General features: G+C 64.2%; 18 protein-coding genes and 1 pseudogene. 11 read left to right on the top strand and 8 right to left on the bottom strand.

What is annotated here, in order from left to right; genetic code table 11:
• Positions 1-397: 397 nt before the first annotated feature.
• The 4 genes from CF70_RS03155 to CF70_RS03140 all read left to right on the top strand — a co-directional run bounded on the left by CF70_RS03155 (position 398) and on the right by CF70_RS03140 (position 3,993).
• Entirely contained in the window at positions 398-1,699 is a 1,302-nt protein-coding gene (locus CF70_RS03155) for an MFS transporter (protein ID WP_035860205.1), read from the top strand.
• Between the two features lie 289 nt (positions 1,700-1,988).
• Entirely contained in the window at positions 1,989-2,537 is a 549-nt protein-coding gene (locus CF70_RS03150; protein WP_035860203.1) for a peroxiredoxin, read from the top strand.
• A gap of 141 nt (positions 2,538-2,678) precedes the next feature.
• Complete coding sequence (locus CF70_RS03145; RefSeq protein WP_035860200.1) at positions 2,679-3,200, top strand: carboxymuconolactone decarboxylase family protein; 522 nt, start codon at positions 2,679-2,681, stop codon at positions 3,198-3,200.
• A 211-nt stretch (positions 3,201-3,411) separates the two neighbouring features.
• The gene (locus CF70_RS03140) at positions 3,412-3,993 is read left to right on the top strand and encodes a GNAT family N-acetyltransferase (RefSeq protein ID WP_035860198.1); all 582 of its coding nucleotides are present in this window, start codon (positions 3,412-3,414) and stop codon (positions 3,991-3,993) included.
• 52 nt (positions 3,994-4,045) lie between these two features.
• Here CF70_RS03140 and ispF read toward each other — a convergent pair whose 3' ends face one another.
• Positions 4,046-4,555 (bottom strand): 2-C-methyl-D-erythritol 2,4-cyclodiphosphate synthase, encoded by a 510-nt coding sequence (ispF, locus tag CF70_RS03135; RefSeq protein ID WP_035860195.1) that lies wholly within the window; start codon positions 4,553-4,555, stop codon positions 4,046-4,048.
• Between the two features lie 40 nt (positions 4,556-4,595).
• Positions 4,596-5,372, bottom strand: coding sequence for a 2-C-methyl-D-erythritol 4-phosphate cytidylyltransferase (gene ispD / locus CF70_RS03130; RefSeq protein WP_035860234.1), 777 nt, complete (start codon positions 5,370-5,372; stop codon positions 4,596-4,598).
• Between the two features lie 349 nt (positions 5,373-5,721).
• On the opposite strand from ispD, the gene mfd reads away from it, so the two are divergent.
• From mfd to CF70_RS03110, 4 genes are all read left to right on the top strand, one after another.
• Positions 5,722-9,183: a transcription-repair coupling factor gene (gene mfd, locus CF70_RS03125; protein ID WP_035860194.1), complete on the top strand. Its 3,462-nt coding sequence runs from the start codon at positions 5,722-5,724 to the stop codon at positions 9,181-9,183.
• Between the two features lie 152 nt (positions 9,184-9,335).
• Positions 9,336-10,541, top strand: a complete 1,206-nt coding sequence (gene argE / locus CF70_RS03120; protein WP_035860191.1) for an acetylornithine deacetylase — start codon at positions 9,336-9,338, stop codon at positions 10,539-10,541.
• Positions 10,542-10,628: 87 nt separating this feature from the next.
• Complete coding sequence (locus CF70_RS03115) at positions 10,629-11,933, top strand: MFS transporter (protein ID WP_035860189.1); 1,305 nt, start codon at positions 10,629-10,631, stop codon at positions 11,931-11,933.
• A 61-nt stretch (positions 11,934-11,994) separates the two neighbouring features.
• Positions 11,995-13,371: an amidohydrolase gene (locus CF70_RS03110; protein ID WP_035860187.1), complete on the top strand. Its 1,377-nt coding sequence runs from the start codon at positions 11,995-11,997 to the stop codon at positions 13,369-13,371.
• Positions 13,372-13,430: 59 nt separating this feature from the next.
• Here the strand turns inward: CF70_RS03110 and CF70_RS03105 are convergent.
• From CF70_RS03105 to CF70_RS03080, 6 genes and pseudogenes are all read right to left on the bottom strand, one after another.
• Positions 13,431-13,745 (bottom strand): annotated as a pseudogene (locus CF70_RS03105) (thiolase C-terminal domain-containing protein); the annotation flags it as partial.
• Entirely contained in the window at positions 13,724-13,930 is a 207-nt protein-coding gene (locus CF70_RS38725; RefSeq protein WP_035860183.1) for a hypothetical protein, read from the bottom strand. The pseudogene CF70_RS03105 and the gene CF70_RS38725, both read right to left, overlap by 22 nt.
• Before the next feature lie 314 nt (positions 13,931-14,244).
• Positions 14,245-16,542, bottom strand: coding sequence for a xanthine dehydrogenase family protein molybdopterin-binding subunit (locus CF70_RS03095; protein ID WP_035860180.1), 2,298 nt, complete (start codon positions 16,540-16,542; stop codon positions 14,245-14,247).
• Positions 16,539-17,006: a (2Fe-2S)-binding protein gene (locus tag CF70_RS03090; RefSeq protein WP_035860178.1), complete on the bottom strand. Its 468-nt coding sequence runs from the start codon at positions 17,004-17,006 to the stop codon at positions 16,539-16,541. The genes CF70_RS03095 and CF70_RS03090 overlap by 4 nt, the downstream gene beginning before the upstream one ends.
• Before the next feature lie 93 nt (positions 17,007-17,099).
• Positions 17,100-17,582, bottom strand: a complete 483-nt coding sequence (locus tag CF70_RS03085) for a MerR family transcriptional regulator (protein ID WP_035860176.1) — start codon at positions 17,580-17,582, stop codon at positions 17,100-17,102.
• 153 nt (positions 17,583-17,735) lie between these two features.
• Positions 17,736-18,980 carry a saccharopine dehydrogenase family protein gene (locus CF70_RS03080; protein ID WP_035860174.1) on the bottom strand — a complete coding sequence of 415 codons (1,245 nt, stop codon included), beginning with the start codon at positions 18,978-18,980 and terminating at the stop codon, positions 17,736-17,738.
• Positions 18,981-19,396: 416 nt separating this feature from the next.
• On the opposite strand from CF70_RS03080, the gene CF70_RS03075 reads away from it, so the two are divergent.
• From CF70_RS03075 to CF70_RS03065, 3 genes are all read left to right on the top strand, one after another.
• Positions 19,397-20,632, top strand: a complete 1,236-nt coding sequence (locus tag CF70_RS03075; RefSeq protein ID WP_035860172.1) for an NADH:flavin oxidoreductase/NADH oxidase family protein — start codon at positions 19,397-19,399, stop codon at positions 20,630-20,632.
• A gap of 100 nt (positions 20,633-20,732) precedes the next feature.
• Entirely contained in the window at positions 20,733-21,719 is a 987-nt protein-coding gene (locus tag CF70_RS03070; protein ID WP_035860168.1) for a hypothetical protein, read from the top strand.
• Positions 21,720-22,823: 1,104 nt separating this feature from the next.
• A complete protein-coding gene (locus CF70_RS03065; RefSeq protein WP_035860166.1) occupies positions 22,824-23,834 on the top strand; it encodes an AraC family transcriptional regulator in 1,011 nt (336 codons plus the stop codon).
• Positions 23,835-23,846 lie beyond the last annotated feature (12 nt).

The raw sequence follows: 23,846 nt of genomic DNA, 5'->3' as shown, positions 1-23,846 counted from the left end.
GGGGTGTCGCCCCATCCGGCGCGCCTTTTTTTTGCCTACTTTTTTGGCAAGCCAAAAAAGTAGGTCGCCCCCCGCAGGGGGGTGAAACTGCCTTTGACTTTAAGCCTTCGACTTTGAAGTTAAGCAGTTGCAGTTGACGTTAAATCACAAACGCCAACACGCTCCCCACCGTTCGCTCCGCTGACAGGCTTTCGACAGCATTTGATATCAAACTGAAAGCCATTTGACAGCGTAATGACAGCCCCCCCGGCGCAAACTTGCCGCCATCAGCAGGACACCCCCAAACCCAAGCCCAGCCAAGGCCAGTCCCCCGCATAGCTGATCCCGAATCCTGGCTGGCAGCCGACCAAAATCAAGCCTCCGGAACCAACCGGCGGCATCTGCGAGAGACAGCCAAATGTCAAGCTCCCCCACCCAGCAACACGGGTTCCGCACCGTGTTCCGCGTCGTCAGCGGCAACTTCCTGGAAATGTACGACTTCATGGTGTACGGCTTTTATGCCGCCGCCATCGCCAAGACGTTCTTCCCCAGCGGCAACGAGTTCGCATCGCTGATGCTCTCGCTCGCGACCTTCGGCGCGGGCTTCCTGATGCGTCCGCTCGGCGCCATCATCCTCGGCGCGTATATCGACCATCACGGCCGCCGCAAGGGGCTGATCCTGACCCTGGTCCTGATGGCGCTGGGCACCTTGCTGATCGCCTGCGTGCCGGGCTATGCCTCGATCGGCGTGGCCGCGCCATTGCTGGTGCTGGCGGGCCGCTTGCTGCAGGGCTTCTCCGCAGGGGTGGAACTGGGCGGCGTGTCGGTCTACCTCGCGGAGATCGCCAAGCCCGGCAAGAAGGGCTTCTACGTGGCCTGGCAGTCGGCCAGCCAACAGGTGGCGGTGATCTTTGCCGGCCTGCTCGGCGTAGTCCTGCATGCCATGCTGTCGCCCGAGCAGATGGGTGAATGGGGCTGGCGCGTGCCGTTCCTGATCGGCTGCCTGATCGTGCCCTTCCTGTTCCTGATCCGCCGCTCGCTGGAGGAAACCGAGGAATTCAAGACGCGCAAGCATCGCCCCGCCATCCGCGAGATCTACCGCTCGATGCTTGAGAACTGGCGCATCATCGTCGCCGGCTGCATGATGGTCGTGATGACCACGGTGTCGTTCTACATGATCACCGCCTACACGCCGACCTTCGGCAAGACCGTGCTCAAGCTCGACGACGTGGACAACCTGATCGTCACCATGTGCGTTGGGCTGTCCAACTTCATCTGGCTGCCGCTGATGGGTGCCTTGTCGGATCGCGTGGGCCGCAAGCCCCTGCTGGTGATCTTCACCATCCTCACCTTGCTCACGGCCTATCCGGCAGTGTCCTGGCTGGTGGCCGAGCCGTCTTTCGGCCGCCTGCTGATGGTCGAGCTGTGGCTGTCTTTCCTGTATGGCAGCTACAACGGCGCGATGGTGGTGACGCTGACCGAAGTGATGCCGCCCGCGGTGCGCACTGCCGGCTTCTCGCTGGCCTACAGCCTCGCCACGGCCTTGTTTGGCGGCTTCACGCCGGCCATCTCGACCTACCTGATCCACAGCACCGGCAACAAGGCCGCGCCCGGCCTGTGGCTGATGTTCGCCGCTGCGTGCGGGCTTATCGCCACGCTGGTGATTTTCCGCGGCGGACGGCAGCACGCCTACGTCGAACCGGCGGCCAGGACGGCCTGAGCTACGCCACGGCGGCCCTGCTGGGGTAGACTCCCCCTTCCGGCAGGGCTGCGCGAGCGGCGGAGGCGGCTGACATCGCGCCGCAACATGGCGCCGCCACCATCGTCGATCGGCACGCGCGCCGCCGGACACGCGACTCCCCGAGCCTGGCTATCGGGCTCTTTGAGAATATCAATTAGCCCCGCCTCCGGGGATGACGCATAATCCATGTTCGTTGCGCGGCAGCCCAGGCCTCAAGGCCTGGCTGGCAGCGCGAGCGTTCCTCTTCAACCGTATCCAGGAGCAGTCTATGAAGACCGTTGGTGACAAGATCGAAGCTTTCCACGTCGTCGGTGTCAAGCCGGGTTTCAACAACCATGAAGAGAACGGCCAGTCGGCCTTCGAAGACATCACCGAAAAATCGTTCGAAGGCAAGTGGAAGATCATTTACTTCTACCCGAAGGACTTCACCTTCGTGTGCCCGACCGAAATCGTTGCCTTCGCCAAGCTGAACGGCGACTTCGCCGACCGCGACGCGATCGTGCTGGGCGGCTCGACCGACAACGAATTCGTGAAGCTGGCATGGCGCCGTGAGCACAAGGACCTGAACAAGCTGAACCAATGGCAATTCGCCGACGTGACCGGCTCGCTGATCGACCAGCTTGGCGTGCGTGACCACGCTGCCGGCGTCGCACTGCGCGCTACCTTCATCGTCGATCCGGACAATGTCATCCAGCACGTGTCGGTGAACAACCTGAACGTCGGCCGTAACCCGGACGAAGTGCTGCGTATCCTCGACGGCCTGCAAACCGACGAGCTGTGCCCGTGCAACCGCGCTGTCGGCGGCGCCACGCTGTAAGCTGTCGACAAGCTGGCATGCTGAACAAACCGCCGGTACTCAATGACCGGTGGTTTGTGACGATTTGCGCGGCGGGCTCCGGCCCGCACCTCGAAACCCGCCATGGCGGGTTTTTTGAGCCCCTACCGATAGGAGATTTGTATGGAATTCCTCAGCACGATTAAAGGCCTCATCCCTGACTACGCCAAGGACATCCGCCTGAACCTTGACGGCACCATCGCCCGCTCCTCGCTCGAGGGCAACGATGCGGTAGCGGTAGCACTGGCTGCGGCGTTTGCCGCCAAGAGCCGCGTGATTGTCGACGCGATCCGCAATGCCGGCGTGCTGTCGCCCGAGGAAACCAACGCAGTGCTGACCGCCGCCGCGCTGATGGGGATGAACAACGTCTGGTATCCGTTCGTTGAAATGGCGGACGACCCCGATCTAGCCACCCAGCCGGCCGGCCTGCGCATGAATGCGTACGCCACGCATGGCGGCGTGGACAAGCGCCGCTTCGAGATGTATGCGCTGGCCGCCTCCATCGTCGGCAAGTGCCATTTCTGCATCAAGTCGCACTACGCGCTGCTCAAGAATGAGCAAGGCATGACCGCGCAGCAACTGCGCGACGTGGGCCGCATTGCCGCCGTCGTAGTGGCCGCCGCCAATGTGATCGCCGCGGAATAAGGCCGCACAGGGCCGCAGCCGGGCACACGCCGGTCCGGCCTTCATGATGCGTCCACGGGGCCCCGCGGCGTTATGCCGACGGGCCCGCCACGCGTTCTGCTCATGGCGGCGCAAGCCTGTGGCCGGTGTGCCAAGTCGGTGATTCACTGACTGCATTTGTGCACCGAAGGGCCTACAATCCAGCAAAGGTCACAGTCTTCACCCCTCCGCCATGAACTCCCTTCCCTCCCACACCTCCCCGCGCTTCCACTACCGGCTCGCCGCCGTGCACGACTGGGGCGACATTGCCGCGGTGACCCAGCAGGCCTATGGCCAATACGAGCTGGAGATCATGGAGGATTGCCGGGCGTCCTTCCAGCAAGGCATGAAGTCCGTGCTGGCGGCAACAACCTCGGAAATGGAATGGTGGGTGGCGGAGACCGATCACGGCATCAGCGGTGCGGTGTTGTTCTGCCACCCGGGCGCCACCCTGCAGGCACTGGACGGCAGCACCATCACGCTGGGCCTGCCGGAAGCACGCCTGCTGGCGGTGAACCCGCAGGCGCGCAGCCTTGGGCTGGGCCGCACGCTGATGCAGGTCTGCATCCAGCGCGCGCGCGATATCGGCGCCAGCGCGTTGCTGGTGCGGACCATGCCGGAAATGAAATCCGCCAACCGGCTTTGCGAGCAAATGGGCTTTGCCAAACGCACGGAGGCTGGTGCGCGCTCAGGGCAGATGGCCCGGCTGATCGACTACGTCTACGCCCTGTCGCCCGAAAAAGCGGCACAGGCCGGCACAACGTCCAAAGGCTGAACACCGGGACGGCCGGACGCCGCTCCGGCGGCCACCGTCCCCGCCGTCAGCCTTAGTCCTGCGTGCTCGCAATCGTGCCGCGCCAGATCAGCACCACGGCCTGTGCCACGATGCCTTCCTGCTTTCCCTCGAAGCCCAGCTTCTCATTGGTCTTGGCCTTGACGTTGCAGCTTGCCGACGGCAAGCCGAGGTCATCGGCCAGGTTTGCCACCATGGCGCCGATATGCGGCGCCAGCTTCGGCGCCTGCGCGATCACGGTCGCGTCCACATTGCCGATTTCGTAGCCGGCCTCGCGAACCCGCCGAGCGGCCTCGCGCAGCAACACACGGCTGTCCGCCCCCGCGAAACGCGCATCGGTATCCGGGAAATGCCGGCCGATGTCCCCCAGGCCTGCCGCGCCGAACAATGCATCGGTAATCGCATGGAGCAACGCGTCGGCGTCGGAATGCCCGAGCAGGCCGCGATCGTGGGGAATGTCCACGCCGCCCAGGATGAGCTTGCGGCCGGGCACCAGCGCGTGCACGTCGTAGCCTTGGCCGACGCGGATATCGAATGGGGTCATGGGAGCGGCACTCCTTCAGGATCGGGTTAGTGAATGGGTTTCAGGGCTTCGTGGCGGCGTCTTCGCCCAGCAGCAGTTCGGCCAGGGCGAAGTCTTCGGGATAGGTCACCTTGAAATTGCGCAGCGAGCCGTTGACCAGCCGCGGATGCAGGCCCAGCCGCTCGATCGCGCTGGCCTCGTCGGTCACCACCGCGCCCGCCGCCAGCGCTTCCTGCAGCGCCTGCCGGAGCACGCCGACGCGGAACATCTGCGGCGTCTGCGCCTGCCACAAACCATCGCGCGGTACCGTGGCGCCGATGCGCACCACGGCAGCCGGCTGGCCGCCGGGTGCCGGGTCGGCGCGCTTGAGCGTATCGGGCACCGGCACCGCCAGGATGCCGCCGATAGCGGCGTCTGGGCCATCTTCTTCCGCGCCACTCTCGCCCTCCACGGCGCGCACCAGCGCGTGGATCATGGCAGGCGTGAGCCCGGGACGCGCGGCATCGTGCACCAGCACCCAGTCGCGGTCGGTGGCGCCGAGCTGTGCCAGGTGATGCAAGCCCGCCAGCACGGAAGCATGACGCGTATCGCCGCCCACGAACGCGGTGTCAAAACGCAGGCCGGCAAAGGCCGCCGCGCCGAAGCGGGACTCCAGCGGCATATCGTCCGGCGCCAGCACCAGCGCGGTGGCGCTGATGGCATCGCAGGCCGCGAAGGCGGCCAGCGCATACCAGATCATCGGCCGGCCGGCCACGGTCTGGTATTGCTTGGGCAAGCTGCCGCCGGCGCGGCTGCCGGTACCGGCACAGGGGATCAGGGCAAAACGGCGAGCAGACACGGATAGCGCAAGGGGCAAGGTGGGTGCCGTGCACGGGGCACGGCGCAAGGCTTTCAAGTTTTCCACCCTCGCCGCCCGACTGGCAGGCGCGAGGCAAGGCGTTGAAAACGCGGATTTCGGAGCGCATTCTATAATACGGCCTTCGCCCGCGGACATGCGGGCGACGAAAGCGCAGTGCCTTTGTTCCTGTGAGCGCCGCCTGCTCCGCCTGCACCCCGCCCGCAACGCCGGCGGGGTGTCGCTGTTGCATGGCACGCTTTCTTGCCCGCAATCGTACGCACACGCACAGCACATACCGCCTGCAACGTCCGCAACGCCCCAAGCAAGCCAACAAGCCAGCCCGCACCCGATGCCTGAAGCCAATCGTCCCGCCCCCTTCGCCAACCTCCCCTTGGTCAAGGCCGGCCAGCGCAACACCGTGTCCGGCCTGGCCGGCTCCGCCGACGCCCTGGCGCTGGCCGCCTACGCCAGCCAGCACCGCGAGCGCGTGCCGATGCTGGCGGTGATGTGCGCCAACGCAATCGACGCCCAGCGGCTGGCCGAGGAAATCCCCTGGTTCGCGCCGGACTTGCGGGTGCGCCTGCTGCCCGACTGGGAAACCCTGCCCTACGACAGTTTCTCGCCGCACCAGGACCTGGTCTCCGAGCGGCTGGCCACCCTGCACGACATCCAGGGCGGCCAGTGCGACATCATGCTTGTGCCGGCGCAGACCGCGCTCTACCGGCTGGCGCCGCCTGCTTTCCTGGCGGCCTACACATTCTTCTTCAAGCAGGGCGAGAAGCTCGACGAAGCCGCGCTCAAGGCACAGTTCACGCTGGCCGGATACGAGCATGTCAGTGCCGTCATGCGGCCCGGCGAGTACAGCGTGCGCGGCGGCCTGATCGACCTGTTCCCGATGGGCTCGCCGCTGCCGTACCGGATCGACCTGTTCGGCGAGGAAATCGAAACCATCCGCGCCTTCGACCCTGACACCCAGCGCAGCCTTTACCCGGTCAAGGAAGTGCGCTTGCTGCCCGGCCGCGAGTTTCCGCTCGACGAAGCCGCGCGCACCGCCTTCCGCGGCCGCTGGCGCGAACTGTTCGAAGGCGATCCGAGCAAATCGACGATCTACAAGGACATTGGCAACGGCGTACCGTCGGCCGGCATCGAGTACTACCTGCCGCTGTTCTTCGAAAGCTCGGCCACCGTCTTCGATTACCTGCCCGCCGATAGCCAGATCGCCTACGTCGGCGATGTACACGAAGCGATCCGCCGTTTCTGGGCCGATACCACGCAGCGCTACAATTTCATGCGCCATGACCGCGAGCGGCCGCTGCTGCCGCCCGCGGCGCTGTTCCTGTTGGAGGAGCAGTTCTTCGCCGGCGCCAAGCCGCTGGCGCGGCTGGTGCTGCAGGCTGCCGCCAGTGCGGACACGGCGCCGCTGGCCGAGCCGCTGCCCGATGTCTCGGTCAACCGCCGCGCCGAAGACCCGCTGGTCAACCTCGAAGCCCTGCTGCTGAAGAAGGACCGGCGCGTGCTGATGTGCGCCGACTCCGCCGGCCGGCGCGAAACCCTGCTGCAGCTGTTCGGCGAAAGCGGGCTGCGCCCGCAGCCGATCGACGACTTTGCCGCCTTCCTGGCCGGCGACTCGCATTTCTCCATCGTGGTGGCGCCGCTGCAAAGCGGCTTCGCCCTGGCCGGCGCGGACGGCATCGCGCCGCTGGCCTTTGTTACCGAGGCCGAGCTGTATGCCGGCACCGCGCGCCGCACGGGCCGGCGCAAGCAGGAACAAGCCAGCGCGGTCGACTCGATGGTGCGCGACCTGGCCGAGCTCAAGATCGGCGACCCCGTGGTGCATAGCGAACACGGCATCGGCCGCTATCAGGGCCTGGTCACGCTCGACATGGGCCAGGGCGAAGAGGAATTCCTGCACCTGGATTACGAGAAAGGCAGCAAGCTGTACGTGCCGGTGCACCAGTTGCACGTGATCTCGCGCTACTCCGGCGCCGATCCGGACACCGCGCCGCTGCACCAGCTCGGCTCCGGCCAGTGGGACCGCGCGAAACGCAAAGCCGCGCAGCAAATCCGCGATACGGCCGCCGAACTGCTCAACCTGTACGCGCGCCGCGCCTTGCGCCAGGGCCATGCCTTTGAACTCACGCCCAGGGACTACGAGAAATTCGCCGAGAGCTTCGGCTTCGAGGAAACGCCGGACCAGGCCGCCGCCATCGCCGCGGTGATTGCCGACATGACCTCGGGCAAGCCGATGGATCGCCTGGTATGCGGCGATGTGGGCTTCGGCAAGACCGAAGTCGCGTTGCGCGCCGCCTTCGTCGCGGTCATGGGCGGCAAGCAGGTGGCCATCCTGGCGCCCACCACGCTGCTGGCCGAGCAGCATTTCCAGAATCTCTCCGACCGCTTCGCCGAATGGCCGGTGCGGATCGTGGAGCTGTCGCGCTTCAAGACCAAGAAGGAGATCGACGGCGCCATCAAGCAGATCAACGACGGCACCGCCGACATCGTGATCGGCACGCACAAAATGCTGTCGGACGATGTCAAGTTCCAGCGCCTCGGGCTGGTCGTCATCGATGAGGAACACCGGTTCGGCGTGCGCCAGAAGGAAATGCTGAAGACCTTGCGCGCCGAGGTCGACGTGCTGACCCTGACCGCCACGCCAATCCCCCGCACGCTGGGCATGGCGCTCGAAGGCCTGCGCGATTTCTCGGTGATCGCCACCGCGCCGCAAAAGCGCCTGGCCATCAAGACCTTCGTGCGGCGCGAGGAAGACGGCGTGGTGCGCGAAGCCATCCTGCGCGAGCTCAAGCGCGGCGGGCAGGTCTACTTCCTGCACAACGAAGTCGACACCATCGAGAACAAGCGCGCCAAGCTCGCCGAGCTCGTGCCGGAAGCACGCATCGCAGTAGCGCACGGGCAGATGCACGAGCGCGAGCTGGAGCGCGTGATGCGGGACTTCGTCGCACGCCGCGACAACATCCTGCTGTGCACCACGATCATCGAGACCGGCATCGACGTGCCGACCGCCAACACCATCCTGATCCACCGCTCCGACAAGTTCGGCCTGGCGCAGCTGCACCAGTTGCGCGGCCGCGTCGGGCGCTCGCACCACCAGGCCTACGCCTACATGCTGGTGCACGATGTGGACGGCCTGAGCAAGCTGGCGCAGCGCCGGCTCGAAGCCATCCAGCAGATGGAAGAACTGGGCTCGGGCTTCTACCTGGCCATGCACGACCTGGAGATCCGCGGCGCGGGCGAAGTGCTGGGCGACAAGCAATCAGGCGAGATCCACGAGATCGGCTTCCAGCTCTACACCGACATGCTCAATGCCGCCGTCAAGGCGCTCAAGGCCGGCAAGGAACCCGACCTGATGGCGCCGCTGGCGGCCACCACCGAAATCAACCTCGGCACCCCGGCCCTGCTGCCCAGCGACTATTGCACCGACGTGCACGAACGCCTGTCGCTGTACAAGCGCCTGGCCAACTGCGAAGCGGCCGAGCGCGTGGACGATATCCAGGAGGAGCTGATCGACCGCTTCGGCCGGCTGCCGCCGCAGGCGCAGGCGCTGATCGAAACCCACCGGCTGCGCATTACCGCCGTGCCGCTGGGCGTACGCAAGATCGACGCCAACGATGCGGCGATCAGCATGCAGTTCCTGCCCACCCCGCCGATCGATGCGATGAAGATCATCGACCTGGTGCAGAAGAACCGGCACATCAAGCTCGCCGGCCAGGACAAGCTGCGCATCGAGGCCAAGATGCCGGATATTGCGGTGCGCGCGCAGACGATCAAGCATACGTTGCGCCAACTGGCCTGATCAATGCTTCACGCTACCCCGCTACCCTCTTCCAGCGCATTGCCGCGGGAGCGGGCGGCGATGGTGCACCGTGCATGGACCTTCGGCCCGTCGCGGTGTAGCATCGTTCACTAACACGTTAACACGTTACCCAAAACCAAAGGCCCCAAGCCATGCAAGCCGATACCCTCAGCAAGCCTGCCGATGCCGCCAACCGTGGCAGCGCGCTCGACTGGACCCAGCGCCTGGTCAGCTACGACACCACCAGCCGCCATTCCAACCTTGGCCTGATCGAAGCGGTACGCGATCATTTCCTGGCCAAGGGCCTGCGCCCCCACCTGAGCTACAACCCGCAGGGCGACAAGGCCAACCTGTTCGTCACCGTGCCCGCCGCCAACGGCAGCACCGATGGCGGCATCGTGCTGTCGGGCCACACCGACGTGGTACCGGTGGACGGGCAAAACTGGACCACCGATCCGTTCAAGCCGGTGATCCGCGACGGCCGCCTGTACGGCCGCGGCACCTGCGACATGAAAGGCTTTATCGGCACCAGCCTGGCGCTGCTGCCCACCATCCTGCAGGCCAGGCTGCGCGAGCCGGTGCACTATGCGCTGTCCTTCGACGAAGAGATCGGCTGCATGGGCGCACCCTACCTGCTGGCCGAACTGCGCGATCGCGGCGTGCGCCCGGCCGGCTGCATCGTGGGCGAGCCAACCAGCATGCGCGTGATCGTGGCGCACAAGGGCATCAATGCCTACCGCTGCTGCGTCAAGGGCCAGGCCGCGCATTCGTCGCTCACGCCCAAGGGCGTCAATGCCATCGAGTACGCCGCGCGCCTGATCTGCTTCATCCGCGACATCGCCGACGAGTTCAAGGCCAACGGCCCCTACGACCGCGACTTCGATGTGCCATTCACCACGGCCCAGACCGGCACCATCCAGGGCGGCATCGCGCTCAACACCATCCCGGCGCTGTGCGAGTTCGTGTTCGAGTTCCGCAACCTGCCGGGGGTCGATCCCGAAGCCATCTTCGCCCGCATCCAGGGCTACGCCAACGAGGTGCTGCTGCCCAGGATGCGCGCCGAGCACGGCGACGCCGGGCTCACCATCAGCAAGATCGCCGCCGCGCCCTCGCTCGACGTGGCCGAGCAGGAAGCCATCACGCAACTGGTGCGCGCGCTGACCGCCGACCGCGACGTCAACAAGGTCGCCTATGGCACCGAGGCCGGCCTGTTCCAGCGCGCCGGCATCCCGGCCGTGGTATGCGGCCCCGGCGATATCCAGCAGGCGCACAAGCCCGACGAGTTCGTCGAACTGGAACAACTCGCCGCCTGCGAATCCTTCCTGCACAAGGTGGTCGACAGCCTGCGGGTGAACTAAGCCGTTTTTCTCGTTTTCCGTTGTAGCCGGCCCGCTAAACCTGCGGGCCGGTGGTTGCGTCATGTCCAAAAATAACCCGGAGACACCATGACAGCAGTATCGGCAAGCGGTAGCAGAAATGGCAGCGCAGCAGCATCGGCAGCGCCCGCCTCGCGCCATCCCTGGCGCGCGGTGATCTCAGCCTCGATCGGCAATGCGCTGGAGTGGTTCGACCTGGTCGTCTACGGCTTTTTTGCCGTCACCATCTCCGCGCTGTTCTTTCCCAACCACGATGAAAACACCTCGCTGCTGCTGACGCTCGGCACCTTCGGCGTGTCGTTCTTCATGCGGCCGCTGGGCGCGGTGGTAATCGGCGTCTATGCCGACCGCAAAGGCCGGCGCGCCGCGCTGACGCTCTCCATCCTGCTGATGATGGTGGGCACGCTGATCATCGCGCTACTCCCCACCTATGCCGCGATCGGCGTCATGGCGCCCATCGGCATCGTGCTGGCGCGCATGATCCAGGGCTTCTCGGCTGGCGGCGAATTCGGCAGCGCCACCGCCTTCCTGGCCGAGCACGCGCCCAACCGGCGCGGTTTCTACTCCAGCTTCCAGGTTGCCAGCCAGGGCCTCACCACCCTGCTTGCCGCGGGCTTTGGCGCGGTGCTCACCACCACGCTCACGCCCGACCAGATGCAATCCTGGGGCTGGCGCGTGCCCTTCCTCTTTGGCCTGCTGATCGGCCCGGTGGCGTACTACATCCGCCGCCACGTCGACGAAACCCCTGAATTCCTCCAGGCCGAGACCACCGAGACGCCGCTGCGCGACACGCTCAGCCACCAGAAGGAACGCCTGCTGCTGGCCATGGGCGTGGTCATCGTCGCAACAGTGTCGACCTACCTGGTGCTGTACATGCCCACCTACGCGGTCAAGCAGCTCGGCCTGCCGCCCTCGGCGGCGTTTGCCGCCACGCTGGCCACAGGCGTGGTGCAGATGGTGTTCGCCCCGCTGGTCGGCCACTGGTCGGATCGCTATGGCCGCATCCCGCCCATGCGCCTCGCCGCGCTGCTGTTGCTGGTGTCGATCTGGCCGCTGTTCTGGCTGCTCAGCCACTATCCCGGCTTCGGCGTGATGCTGGCGGTGCAGGTAGTGCTGGGACTGATGATGACGCTGTACTTCGGCGCGCTGCCCGCGCTGGCGTCGGAGATCTTCCCGGTCAAGACGCGCACCACGGGCCTCTCGCTCTCGTACAACATCGCGGTGACGCTGTTCGGCGGGTTCGCGCCCTTCATCCTGACCTGGCTGATCGGTGCCACCGGCAGCAAGCTGGCGCCGAGCTTCTACCTGATGGCCTGCGCCGTGGTGAGCCTGGTGGCGCTAGGCCAGACGCGTGCACGCCTGGGCATCCGCTAGCCGCGCATGCGTTGGTTTGTTCATCCTGTTCCATCACGAAAAAAATAGAAAAGGAGTCTTCATGGCAGCACGCCAAGCCCATTCCCCCGCCGCGCTGCGCGCCGGCGTTTCCGCCCTCGCGCTGGCCGCCGGCCTGCTGTGCCTGGCACCCGCCGCCGCGCAAGCGCAAGCCACCGGCAGCGAGAGCCTGCAGGCGCAGATCGAGACCCGCGCCAAGGCCGTCGAGGCCCAGCTGATTGCCTGGCGCCGCGATATCCACCAGCATCCCGAACTTGGCAACTATGAAGTCCGTACCTCCAAGCTGGTGGCGGACCACCTGCGCAAGCTCGGCATGGAAGTCACGACGGGGGTCGCCAAGACCGGCGTGGTGGGCGTGCTCAAGGGCGGCAAGCCGGGCCCCGTGGTGGCGCTGCGCGCGGACATGGATGCGCTGCCGGTCAAGGAGCGCGTGGACGTGCCCTTCGCCTCCAAGGCCAAGGGGCAGTACCTCGGCAAGGAAGTGGACGTGATGCACGCCTGCGGGCACGACACCCACGTCGCGATCCTGATGGCCACGGCCGAGGTGCTGGCCGGCATGAAGGACCAGTTGCCCGGCACGGTCAAGTTCATCTTCCAGCCGGCCGAGGAAAGCCCCGCGGATTTCGAGCCCAACGGCAGCAATATGTGGGGCGCCAAGCAGATGGTGGCTGAGGGCGTGCTGGACAATCCCAAGGTGGACGCCATCTTCGGCCTGCACGTCACCAGCGGCATCGAATCCGGCAAGCTCGGCTGGCGCAGCGGCCCCTCCATGGCCGCCGCCGACCAGTTCTGGATCGACGTCAAAGGGCGCCAGACCCATGGTGCCCGTCCCTGGGGCGGCATCGACCCCATCGTGGTGGCCTCGCAGATCGTCATGGGCCTACAGACTATCCAGAGCCGCCAGGTCAACGCCATGCTGGAGCCTTCGGTGATCACCGTCGGCACCATCCACGGCGGCAACCGCATGAACATCGTGCCGGAGAAAGTCGAAATGATGGGCACGGTGCGCACCTACGACGAAGGCATGAAAAAGGACATCCATGCCCGCATGAAGCGCACCACCGAAGCCATCGCCAGCAGCGCCGGCGCCGAGGCCACCTTCAAGGTCGTGGAGCTTTACAACGCCACCGTCAACCAGCCGGCGCTGACCGACAAGATGGCGCCCACGCTCAAGCGTGTGGCGGGGGATGGGAATTGGATGATTACGCCGAAGGCTACGGCTTCCGAGGATTTCTCGTTCTATCAGGAGAAGGTGCCCGGGTTGTTCTTTAACCTGGGGGTGACGCCCAAGGGGACGGATGTGAACAAGGCGCCCTCCAATCATTCGCCGGAGTTCTATGTGGATGAGGCCGCGTTGGTGAATGGGGTCAGGGCGCTAGCTGGCCTGACGGTCGACTATATGACGATGGCGCAGCGATAAGGGGGGGCCGGCAGTCCGCGCAAGGCGTGCGAGCCACCTCCTCCTCGCCGAGTGCCCGATTACCTGCCCAGAATGGTCAGGCAGGCCACTGCCTCTTCCACGCCGTGCAGGCCGCCGCCGTTCTCGGCGATAGCGATTCGTGCACCGTCCACCTGGCGCGCGCCTGCCTCTGCTCGCAACTGCGATACCAGCTCATGGACCTGCCCAAGGCCGGTGGCGCCGATCGGATGCCCCTTGGACTCCAGGCTGCCGGAGGTGTTGACGGGGATGCGCCCGCCGATACTCGTATCGCCCTGCTCCGCGGCCAGACCACCCTCGCCGGGCTCGCAGAGGCCGAGTGCCTCCACCTGAATCACTTCGCCGATGGCGCTGGCGATGCGTTGGCCGCCCCTTTGCGCACAACGTGGTCGGCAAGCTGTGCCGGCGCGCGGTCGCTGCCGGTCACCACGACGGACGCGCGGATGTAGTGGGTCTGGGTATTGTCCGAGAGCTTGCGCATCCGCATGTCTTCGATCATGCGCTGGCGTAGCGGGCTGATGGTAGGCGTGACGACTGACATGGCTGTGCTCCTGTTGAGGCTCGAGGCGAATTGCCTCTAGCCTCGACATAGGAAACAGAGCTGACGGTCGAGTCACTTTGCACTTGGCCGGAGGGTTACCGCGCGAGCGGTTTAGTCCATCGGCCATTCTCGGCCATCCCCCTTGCGTCGCCGGACGGCCGGAGTGGGACGTCATGCGAACTATGGCAGGAGCAGCCTTTTCGCGGATAGCGGACTCGTTCGCCATTGCCCAAATCGTCATCACCTACCGCCGATAGTGGTGCGCCGGGCGCTATCCGTTGCCGACGCCGCGAAATATCCACATTGCTTTTGCCTTACACAATCGGCAGTTGCCGCACCGGTTTGCCGGTGAGCTGGGCGACGGCATGTGCCACGGCCGGTGCGACCGGGGGCACTGCAATTTCACCAACGCCACTGGGCTCGGCCGTGCTGGGCACGAGGTGGGTCTCGATCACCGGCGATTCCGCCATCTTCAATACCGGATAGTCGGGGAAGTTGCTCTGCACGACCTGTCCGTCCTTGATCTGGACCTGGCCGTACAGCGCCGCGGTCAGCCCGAAAATGATCCCGCTTTCCATCTGCTGCGCAACGATGCCCGGGTTGACTACCGTGCCACAGTCCACTGCGCAGACAACGCGATGTACACGCGGCTTGCCGTCCTTGAGCGACACTTCCGCCACCTGCGCCACCACCGAGCCAAACGCATTGTGCAGCGCGAGCCCGCGCGCACGCGGTGCACCGTCTGCAGCCGGTGCCAGTGGGCGGCCCCAACCAGCTGCCTGCGCTACGGTGTCGAGCACCTTCAACTCACGCGCGTGTGCCCTGAGCAAGTCGCGCCGCATCGCCAGCGGATCGAGGCCGGCGGTGGCCGCCACGTCGTTCAGGAAACCTTCCAGGAAGAAGCCGGTGTAGGAGTGGCCGACGCTGCGCCAGAATCCGATCGGTACCGGCAAATCGACCACCAGATGCGCAATGTGTTCGTGCTCGATCTCGTATGGCAAGTCAAACAGACCCTCGGCTGCATAGCGGTCGATACCGAGCGACCGCGCGCCGAACAGGCGCTCCAGCTCGCCGGCCAGGATCGACTGCCCTGCACTGCGCGAGGCGATGGCCGTCACCTTGCCGCTCTCGACGCGTGCCTTCAGCCTCGCGATGGCCTGCGGGCGATAGAAGTCGTGGCGGATGTCGTCTTCGCGCGCCCAGATCACCTGTACCGGGCGGCCCTCGGTCCTGGTGGCGATCGACACGGCCTGGCCGATGAAATCCGACTCCAGCCGCCGTCCGAATCCGCCGCCAATGAGCGGGATGTCGATCCGCACCTGGTCCCGGCCCACACCTGCGGCGCGCGCGGCGACCAGTTGCGCCAGCGTGGCCACCTGGGTGGGCGCCCAGAGCTGCACGCCATCCCTGGTCACCTGCGCCGTGCAGTTGATCGGCTCCATGGCGGCATGCGCCAGGTACGGCACACTGTATTCGGCCTCGACGATGGTTGCGCCACCCGTCTTGTCAAAGGCCTTCAGGCCATCGCCCATCGAACGGTACGTGAAGCCGTCCTTGTCGCTGTCGAGCGCGCCGACGAGCTGGCGCCGGATGCCCGCGGAATCGAGCGAGGCGTGCGGCCCGTTGTCCCAGGCCGGTTCGAGCTTTTCCAGGGCCTGGCGTGCCTGCCAGTAGTGGTCGGCCACCACGGCCACGCCCGGCGCGCCGCCCGCCGATCCCTCGAACGGCACGACATGCCGCACGCCGGGCATGGCAAGCGCCGCCTTCGACTGGAAGGCCTTGAGCTTGCCGCCAAACACCGGACACATGACGACCGCCGCATACAACATGCCGGGCGGCCGCGCATCGATGGCAAAGCGTGCGCTGCCATCCGTCTTGGCGGCGATGTCATTGCGCGGTGCAGGCTTGCCAATCAGTTGATATCGCGCAGCCGGCTTGAGCCTGACATTCGACGGCGGGGCAATGTCGCGCGCCTTCTGCGCGACCGCGGAGAAAGGCATCTGCTTGCCGCCCGGGCCAATAAGCTGGCCTTCCCGCACCGTCACCTGTGCCGCCGGCACGCCCCATTCGCGCGCAGCCGCTTCCACCAGCGTGGCGCGTGCAGTTGCGGCGGCCTCGCGCACGGGCTGCCAGCCGTCGGCCACGCTGCTGCTGCCGCCGGTGATGATGAGGCCGATCTCGCGGGCGCTCTTTGCCATGATCCAGTGCAGCGCGCGCGCCCAAGTCTTGTCAGCGTCGTCCGGATGCAGCGGCAGCGAGCTGTCGCCCATGGCGACGACATTGCCGTAGATGCGCTCGATGGGGGACGACTCGATGCTCACCCGCGCCAGCTGAATATCGAGTTCCTCGGCAGCCAGCATCGACAGCGCGGTGTGGATGCCCTGGCCCATCTCTACCCGCGGCATGGCGAGGATGACGTTGCCTTCCGGCGTGATCTTGATCCAGCCGTTCAGGGCAATCTGGCCGGACGTCTCAGGAAACACTGCGGGATCGCCCAGCCGGCTGCGCGGGGGCATGATGCCCCAGCCCACCACCAGCGCGCCGCCAAGGCCGAGCGCCCCCAGCAGGAACCGGCGCCGTCCGCGGCGCGGGGTCGTTGCGTTGGCCTTCATGCGCGGCCCTCCCGCAGCGCCTTTGCGGCACGCTTGATGGCGGTGCGCACGCGCGGATATGTGCCGCAGCGGCACAGGTTGGTGATGGCCACGTCGATGTCGGCATCGCTGGGATCTGGCTGCCGGGCCAGCAGGTCCGCCGCCGCCATCAGCATGCCCGACTGGCAGTAGCCGCATTGCGGCACCTGTTCGTCAATCCAGGCCTGCTGCAGCGCGTGGCGCTTGCCCGGTGCGCTGGCCAGCCCTTCGATCGTGGTGATGCGCTTTCCAGCCACCGCCGCCACAGGCAGGACGCAGGACCGCACCGCCGCGCCATCCAGATGCACGGTACACGCGCCGCAAGCCGCAACGCCGCAGCCGAACTTCGTGCCTGTCAGGTTCAGGTGGTCCCGCAGCACCCACAGCAAGGGGGTGGCCGGGTCGCATTCAACGTTGACCGGCTGGTGGTTGACGTCCAGATTCATGTGTTATCTCTTTGCCCTTACCGAAATTCACGCTGGCTTGTCGCGCATGCCGAGCGCTTTGGCCGTGCAGTTGCGCAGACCATCGACGGTCCATCAGCCAGACCTGCCTGACCGGCGCCGGCTTGCCTTGCGAAGTGTCGTGACATCGCTCGCCCCCAGGATCGGGCTTTCCATTTCCCCTGACCGCATCCGCGACAGCACTCTCCTCGCATTGGCAGCGCAGTCAATTTCCTCAGGTTTCGCCTCGATCTCCGCCAAGAGTGCGACGAGGTGCGCCTTGCTCTGCGCAAGCCGCACCTCCAGCGCCTCGATGTCCTGCACCTTGCTGCGGAGCGTTTCAATCAACGAGCCATGCTTCCAGTGCGCCAGGTCGGGCGGTAACAGCGTACGAATCTCGTCGAGACTAAAACCGGCCTGCTGCGCAGTCGCGATCAGGTCGAGCACCAGCACCGTTTGAGGCGGATAGGTCCGGTAGCCGTTCGGCTGACGCTCGACCTTCAACAGGCCGATGCCTTCGTAAAAGCGGATGCGCGACGGGGCAAGGCCAGTGCGCTCCGCCAGTTCCCCGATCTTCATGCTCGTCTCTCCCCTCAAACAGTTTGAAGTCGCCCTCAAGAATCTCGGGCTTTATACGTCAGTTAACACGCGCTAGCCAGCCTGGCGGCAGGGCTCAGCGTTTGGCCAACGCCATCTTGGCTTGCAGGCTGAATGAATCTTCCAGGTACCTCGTCATATCAGCTCGAAACGCAAACCAGCATGGCGCGTCAGGCGGTCGATAAAGCGCTCGTCGAATATCGTCGCCGGTGTCCAGAAGCCTCCACCGCGCCCGCTCTTGATACCATTCTTGACGTGGTCCAGTGCCAGACTGGCCGCCGCCTGGCCAAGTATCTTGCTGGTGGAGCCATAACCCGGATCGCGATCACCGGTGACTTTCACACGTAAGGTCTGCCCCCCTTCGGTTCGACCCAGGAGACGCAGATCGTAGCGACCGGCCAACTGTGCCGCAGGGCTGGGCCCTTCACCGGGCTTGGGCAACAAGAAGCGCTCCATCACGCCGCGTATGGGGCTGATGACGGCTCCCACCATGAACGCACCGAGACCCGCCACGATCGTCAGTGCAGTCAAGCGGCCTTTGAAACCCACCCCCGTCAGCATCGCTTCGTCATACGTGAACGGGTTGCCATAGGCCTTGCCTGACAAGGCGTTGGAGCGGTGAACCACGCGCTCATTGATCGCCGCCATGACGAAGGGGGCTATCCAGGCATCGAAGTCAGTATCGAATTCGGCGGCGCTAACGTAGTGCTGGCGCGCCGTGAAACCGTGGCCTCCGGGGCAAAGTGCATAGGGGTTGACCAACTCCTTGCGCAAGGAAGGATCGGCAGCGGCCTCCTTGACCACGTTGATCATGCTGGCCACCGTGCCGCCTGAAGCGCCACCCTTGAGTGTCTTGACGCGCATCTTGACATGGGCGGCCGGGGCACCAAAATGCTGCATCGCCTGTCGCTGCAGGAAATAGACGCCCATGTCGGAGGGCACCGAATCGAAGCCGCAGCAATGCACAATGCGCGCCCCCGACTGACGGGCCGTGGCCTCATACTTCTCGATCATCCGCTTGATCCACTGGGTCTCGCCGGTGAGGTCGCAGTAGTCCGTGCCACTTTCCGCACACACCTTGATCAGCGGTTCGCCATACAGCGCGTAGGGGCCGACGGTGGACACCACCACCCGGGTCTGCGCGCACAGGACTCGCAACTGGGCTTCGCTAGCCGCGTCCGCCACGATGATGGGCAGGGATTGCCCCGCCGCGCCCAGCGAGCGCCTGACGTCCTCGAGCTTCGCTTCGGATCGGCCCGCAATGGCCCAGCGCAAGGTTTCAGCCTGACCGGAGAGGTATTCGGCCAGGTACCGCGTCAGGATCTGACCAACAAAGCTGGTGGCGCCAAACACGACGACGTCATAGTCTGGGGCGGTCATGGGCGTTTCCTTGCGGCGCTGATTGCCGAGGGGCTGGAATTCAAGCCTTCTGGCTCACCTTCCTGCGGTTCGAATTCGATCTGTGTGACCTGCCTATCCCCATTCATTGCGCTTTCTCGATGATTGACCCGGTACGCAGTGCCTGAGACAGTGCCCGAGGCAAGCCAATTAGCAGCCAGCACTTTAAGGTTAAACGCAACTTTAAGGTCAAGTATCCGGATGCGGATAGTTCGCGTTGGTCTCATTCCGGTCACCTTGTGGGTCCCATCCTCGCGCCAAGCTCGGTCCGGTCGCCGTTCGCCTTCCTGTTTTCGCAGCCATCCTGGGCGATGCGCATACATCACCTCACAAAAGGTATTGACATTAAAGTTGACTTCAACCTTACAGTCGAATCACGATCAAAACGAGGTGACTCCATGAACGTGTTCGACAAGTTGATCCTTCGTAACGGTTCAACCGTTCCGAATCGCATCGCCAAAGCCGCCATGGAAGAGAACATGGCGGACGCTGACCACGCCCCCTCCGAGGCGCTGATGCGCCTGTACATGGCCTGGGCAGAAGGGGGGGCCGGCCTGCTGATGACCGGCAATGTGATGGTGGACAGCCGTGCCATGACAGGGCCCGGCGGCGTCGTGCTGGAGGACGCCAGGCACCTGGACCGGTTCAAGCGCTGGGCACGGGTCGGTCGATCCAAAGGAGCGCAGTTCTGGCTGCAGATCAACCATCCCGGCCGCCAGATGCCTGCCAATCTGGGGCAGCCCACTTGGGCTCCCTCCGCTGTGTCAATGAACCTGGGCAATATGTCCAGGCACTTCAACACGCCGCAGGCGATGACGCAGGAGGTCATCGAGGACGTGATCCAGCGCTTTGCCCGTACGGCGCAACTGGGAGAACAGGCAGGTTTCACGGGCGTTGAAATTCACGCGGCGCACGGTTACCTGCTGAGCCAATTCCTCTCGCCGTTGAGCAACCAAAGAACAGATGCATGGGGTGGCCCGCTGGAGAACCGCGCTCGCCTGCTCTTTGAGATCGTCAAGGCCGTACGCGCCGTGGTTTCGCCCGGATTCGCAGTTGCCGTCAAGCTGAACTCCGCCGACTTTCAGCGTGGCGGCTTCAGCGCGGACGACGCCCGCCAGGTTGTGAAGCTGCTCAACGAACTGGCCGTTGACCTGGTCGAGTTGTCGGGAGGGAGCTACGAGGCCCCGGCCATGCAGGGCGACGCCCGCGACGGCAGCACGCTCGCCCGCGAGGCCTACTTTGTCGAGTTCGCCCGCGACATCCGCGCGGTGGCGAAGATGCCAGTGATGGTCACAGGCGGCATCCGCCGTCGGCCGGTGGCCGAACAAGTGATCAAGAGCGGCGTGGACATGGTCGGCATCGGTACCGCCCTGGCCATCGACCCCAATCTGCCGCGCGACTGGCGTGCCGGCAAAGACAGTGCGCCTGCTTTGCTGCCGATCAGTTGGAAGAACAAGCCGCTGGCCTCGTTGGCCAACATGGCGGCAGTCAAGTTTCAACTGCGCAAGCTCAGCCGAGGCAAGGCCACCGACCCCAAGGTGTCACCGCTGCGCGCGCTGATCCTGCAGCAGTTGTCCAACGCATGCGGCGTCCGCCAATACCGGCGCTGGATGGCTCAGCGAGTCCATGCCTGACAGGCCGACATCGCCAGCCCCGAGGGGGGCAATAGCTTCACGGCTTCAATCACTCCCGAACTAGACATTTTTCAACTTAAGCACACAAAGTATCGTCAAGATGAAAACCAGCAATCTTGCGGCTGCAACAGGTGTACTCCTAAGCGCCCTCTTGAATCCTGCATGGGCCGATGGCACGTCGGACACCAAGCAGACCGAAAGCACAACCATCAGCATCGCCGACCATGAGGTCCCTGTGGTCAAAGGCGGGCTGTATGACCGCTATCGCTCCAATCCTCCGCTTTCCGTCATTGAATCCGAAGCGCCAGACGTTGACTTGAGCTGGTTCAAGGAACTCAAGAAGGAGAAAGTAAATATTGGCTTTGAATCCTATTCGCCAAATTTCTACTACAAGAACAGCAGGGTGACGGCCATCTTTACCGCGGACTTGGACAAGCTGCGGGAATTGATACCTGCGCGAGTGCTAGAGAAGGTTCAACCACTTCAGGTATGGCCGGGCAGAGGCCTTGTCGCACTCACCGCCTACGCATATCACTATTGCGACAACGACAGCTACAACGAGATTGGTCTCTCCGTCATCACGAATCGGCCGGGTAGCTCTAGTCTTGGGCCGCTGACCTTGATGAGCCAGGCGATGTCGAACGACTTCTGGGGCTACGTACTGAAGCTTCCGGTAAATACCGAGCTCGCCAGGGTACGGGGGGTTGTTGGCTACAATCTACCCAAGTGGCTGACGGGCATTGACTACCGCGAAACCGACAAGTCGGTTGTCGTCGAGATTTTTGACAGCGAGACGGGCAAGGTCGACGTCACCATCGAAGCCAGGAAGCTGGACGACCTTTCAAAAAAGATCTCCATGGTGACCAATCGCTTTACAAACGTCGATCAGCAAGGGCGATTGACCACTGGCTATGCAACTTCCCGTCAGCTCAGTCATGCCTCCAGCACAAGTGCAGAGGCGGTGAGCCTCAGTCTGACCGAAGGAAGTTTATCGACGTTCATTAAGTCCCTGAAGCTAGGCAAGATGCTCAAGTACGAGTACGTGCCCGAATTCCAAGGCGCGCTGTACTCCCCCAAGCCGCTGTGATCCTTTCTTGCCGTCGAGTCGACGCCGGTAGCCCCGCAGGCATGTCTTGGGGGCCACCGCCTTTTATCCTTGTCATCCGAGCCCCCCCACGGATATTCCCTCCTTGGCGGGTGACACTTGTAGATGTGGGGGCGAAGCTTGCATGGACGGCTAGATCAAGATGTGCGACGCATTCTGATGCGTCTGTCTTTAACGAGCATCGTCGGCCAGTCTCCTATGGCCGTTGTATGTCAAGATGCGGCCAGATCATCGCGGGCCTCGGATGGCTGAGAAGGGTTGTGAAGAGCTGATGACGACCCCACCCGAGGTGGTCAATCGCCTGTTGATGACCTACGGGGAATAGCAACCCGGCTAGACTTCCTGCTGCCAGTCCGATGCGGCTGCTTGCAATCCTCCGAAGCGCTAAAGCCATCCAATGACGAACAAACCCTACCAAGGCATTGATCACGTTGTACTTCGCCTCTCGGATGCAGAGAGTTTGTATGCGTTGTTAAGCGGGCCGCTTGGCCTCCCGGTGACATGGCCTCTCGAGCACGCTTCCTTTGCGACCGTCGGTTGGATTGGCGTCGGAAATACGAACCTCGAAATCTGGGCGGCTGCCAGCAACTCGGATTTGCCAACAGATTGCCCGTTCCCACTTGTGCATGACTTCGCACTCGAACCCCATGACCTTTCCTTAAGTCTTGCTCAGTTGGATTCCAAAGGAATCCGTTGCAAGGAGCCTCGCGTGTTCCAGTCCAAGGACACGCATGGACTCCCGAGTTCCCCCTCCAACTCGGTACGCTGCCCCAGCCATTCGGTTGCCAGTTCCGACGCCAGCCGGCGCATCCCTTCGGCGATGGGAGCAGCGACTCGGAGAGCAACTCGCCGCAAAGTGTGTGAAAGTGAGGCCACGTGGGAGCCAGGAGGAAAGCCAGGACGCTTTGTATAGCCTGCCCCGCACTGGACGATGGAGCGGGCCAATTTCAAGAGAGGGACCCCTTGTGGCGCATATTGAGGAAGAGATGGCGTCGTTTGCATGCCGCAAATAACCTGCGGTCTCTACACTGATTCCCAATCTGGCGCAGACAGCGGCCCCAACTTCGGCCTTTGATGAATATCCCCATGACACGCAATCAAGCCTTTTACTTGGACATCGGGTGGCAACCCTTGCTGAAGGACTTCGGCCTTGCGCCGAGTCACGTGCTGCGCAAAGCGGGACTTCATGAAGACCTGTTTTCCCGCGGAGGGGATGGGCTGACCACTGACGAGTATTTCCGCTTTTGGCGTGCCTTGGAAGCCGAGGCCGGTGATGTCATGTTTCCTTTGCGCATCGTCGAGACCGTTTCGGCTGAGTCGTTCGCCCCGCCATTGTTTGCAGCCCTGTGCAGTGCCAATCTCATGCAGGCTGTACAGCGCCTGGCCAAGTACAAGCAGCTCGTAGCGCCGATGAGCCTGGATGTCGATGTGGGCAAGGCGGGCGAACTAACCGTGTCGCCTCACTGGCTATCGGTGCAGACCGATGTGCCTTATTCGCTGCAAGTGGCCGAAATCGCATTTTTTTTGCGACTGGCCCGGCTTGCCACTCGCGAGCCCGTAAAAGCGCTTCGGGTGACGATTCCGCAACTTCCTCCCAGCACTTACGCCCGACGTTACGAGAACTTCTTCGGCGCGCCCGTACAACACGGGGAGAGCCCAAGTATCACATTCGCAGCCGTGGACGCGTTACGTCCATTTCTCACGATCAACGAAGGTATGTGGCGCGTGTTCGAGCCTGACCTTCGCCGCCGACTCAGCGAGCTCGATGCGACAGCGACAACTGCACAACGCGTGCATGCCGTCCTGCTGGAACTGCTGCCCAGCAACGCGGCCACCATTGAGAAGACCGCCGAGCGCCTGGGCATGAGCAAGCGCACGCTACAGCGTCGCCTGGAAGACGAGGGGGAGAGCTTTCGCGCCCTGGTTAATGCGACGCGGGAGAGCTTGGCCCGCCACTACCTGGGGAACACCAAAATGTCCGGTGGGGAGATCGCTTTTCTCCTCGGCTTTGAAGATCCCAATTCCTTCTATCGCGCATTTCAGGACTGGACGGGGCAGACGCCTGACAGTGCTCGGCATGCCATGCGCCTGAATTGAGGAGAAGCAGAT

Origin of the sequence: Cupriavidus sp. SK-3, assembly GCF_000611145.1 — a bacterium.
GTDB lineage: Bacteria > Pseudomonadota > Gammaproteobacteria > Burkholderiales > Burkholderiaceae > Cupriavidus.
This window is presented reverse-complemented; position numbering and strand designations above follow the sequence as displayed.

Excerpts from the sequence above, each read along its gene's own strand:
- CF70_RS03155 (WP_035860205.1), top strand. The coding sequence starts at position 398 with ATGTCAAGCTCCCCCACCCAGCAACACGGGTTCCGCACCGTGTTCCGC.
- CF70_RS03150 (WP_035860203.1), top strand. The coding sequence starts at position 1,989 with ATGAAGACCGTTGGTGACAAGATCGAAGCTTTCCACGTCGTCGGTGTC.
- CF70_RS03145 (WP_035860200.1), top strand. The coding sequence starts at position 2,679 with ATGGAATTCCTCAGCACGATTAAAGGCCTCATCCCTGACTACGCCAAG.
- CF70_RS03140 (WP_035860198.1), top strand. The coding sequence starts at position 3,412 with ATGAACTCCCTTCCCTCCCACACCTCCCCGCGCTTCCACTACCGGCTC.
- ispF (WP_035860195.1), bottom strand. The coding sequence starts at position 4,555 with ATGACCCCATTCGATATCCGCGTCGGCCAAGGCTACGACGTGCACGCG.
- mfd (WP_035860194.1), top strand. The coding sequence starts at position 5,722 with ATGCCTGAAGCCAATCGTCCCGCCCCCTTCGCCAACCTCCCCTTGGTC.
- argE (WP_035860191.1), top strand. The coding sequence starts at position 9,336 with ATGCAAGCCGATACCCTCAGCAAGCCTGCCGATGCCGCCAACCGTGGC.
- CF70_RS03115 (WP_035860189.1), top strand. The coding sequence starts at position 10,629 with ATGACAGCAGTATCGGCAAGCGGTAGCAGAAATGGCAGCGCAGCAGCA.
- CF70_RS03110 (WP_035860187.1), top strand. The coding sequence starts at position 11,995 with ATGGCAGCACGCCAAGCCCATTCCCCCGCCGCGCTGCGCGCCGGCGTT.
- CF70_RS38725 (WP_035860183.1), bottom strand. The coding sequence starts at position 13,930 with ATGTCAGTCGTCACGCCTACCATCAGCCCGCTACGCCAGCGCATGATC.
- CF70_RS03095 (WP_035860180.1), bottom strand. The coding sequence starts at position 16,542 with ATGAAGGCCAACGCAACGACCCCGCGCCGCGGACGGCGCCGGTTCCTG.
- CF70_RS03090 (WP_035860178.1), bottom strand. The coding sequence starts at position 17,006 with ATGAATCTGGACGTCAACCACCAGCCGGTCAACGTTGAATGCGACCCG.
- CF70_RS03085 (WP_035860176.1), bottom strand. The coding sequence starts at position 17,582 with ATGAAGATCGGGGAACTGGCGGAGCGCACTGGCCTTGCCCCGTCGCGC.
- CF70_RS03080 (WP_035860174.1), bottom strand. The coding sequence starts at position 18,980 with ATGACCGCCCCAGACTATGACGTCGTCGTGTTTGGCGCCACCAGCTTT.
- CF70_RS03075 (WP_035860172.1), top strand. The coding sequence starts at position 19,397 with ATGAACGTGTTCGACAAGTTGATCCTTCGTAACGGTTCAACCGTTCCG.
- CF70_RS03070 (WP_035860168.1), top strand. The coding sequence starts at position 20,733 with ATGAAAACCAGCAATCTTGCGGCTGCAACAGGTGTACTCCTAAGCGCC.
- CF70_RS03065 (WP_035860166.1), top strand. The coding sequence starts at position 22,824 with ATGACACGCAATCAAGCCTTTTACTTGGACATCGGGTGGCAACCCTTG.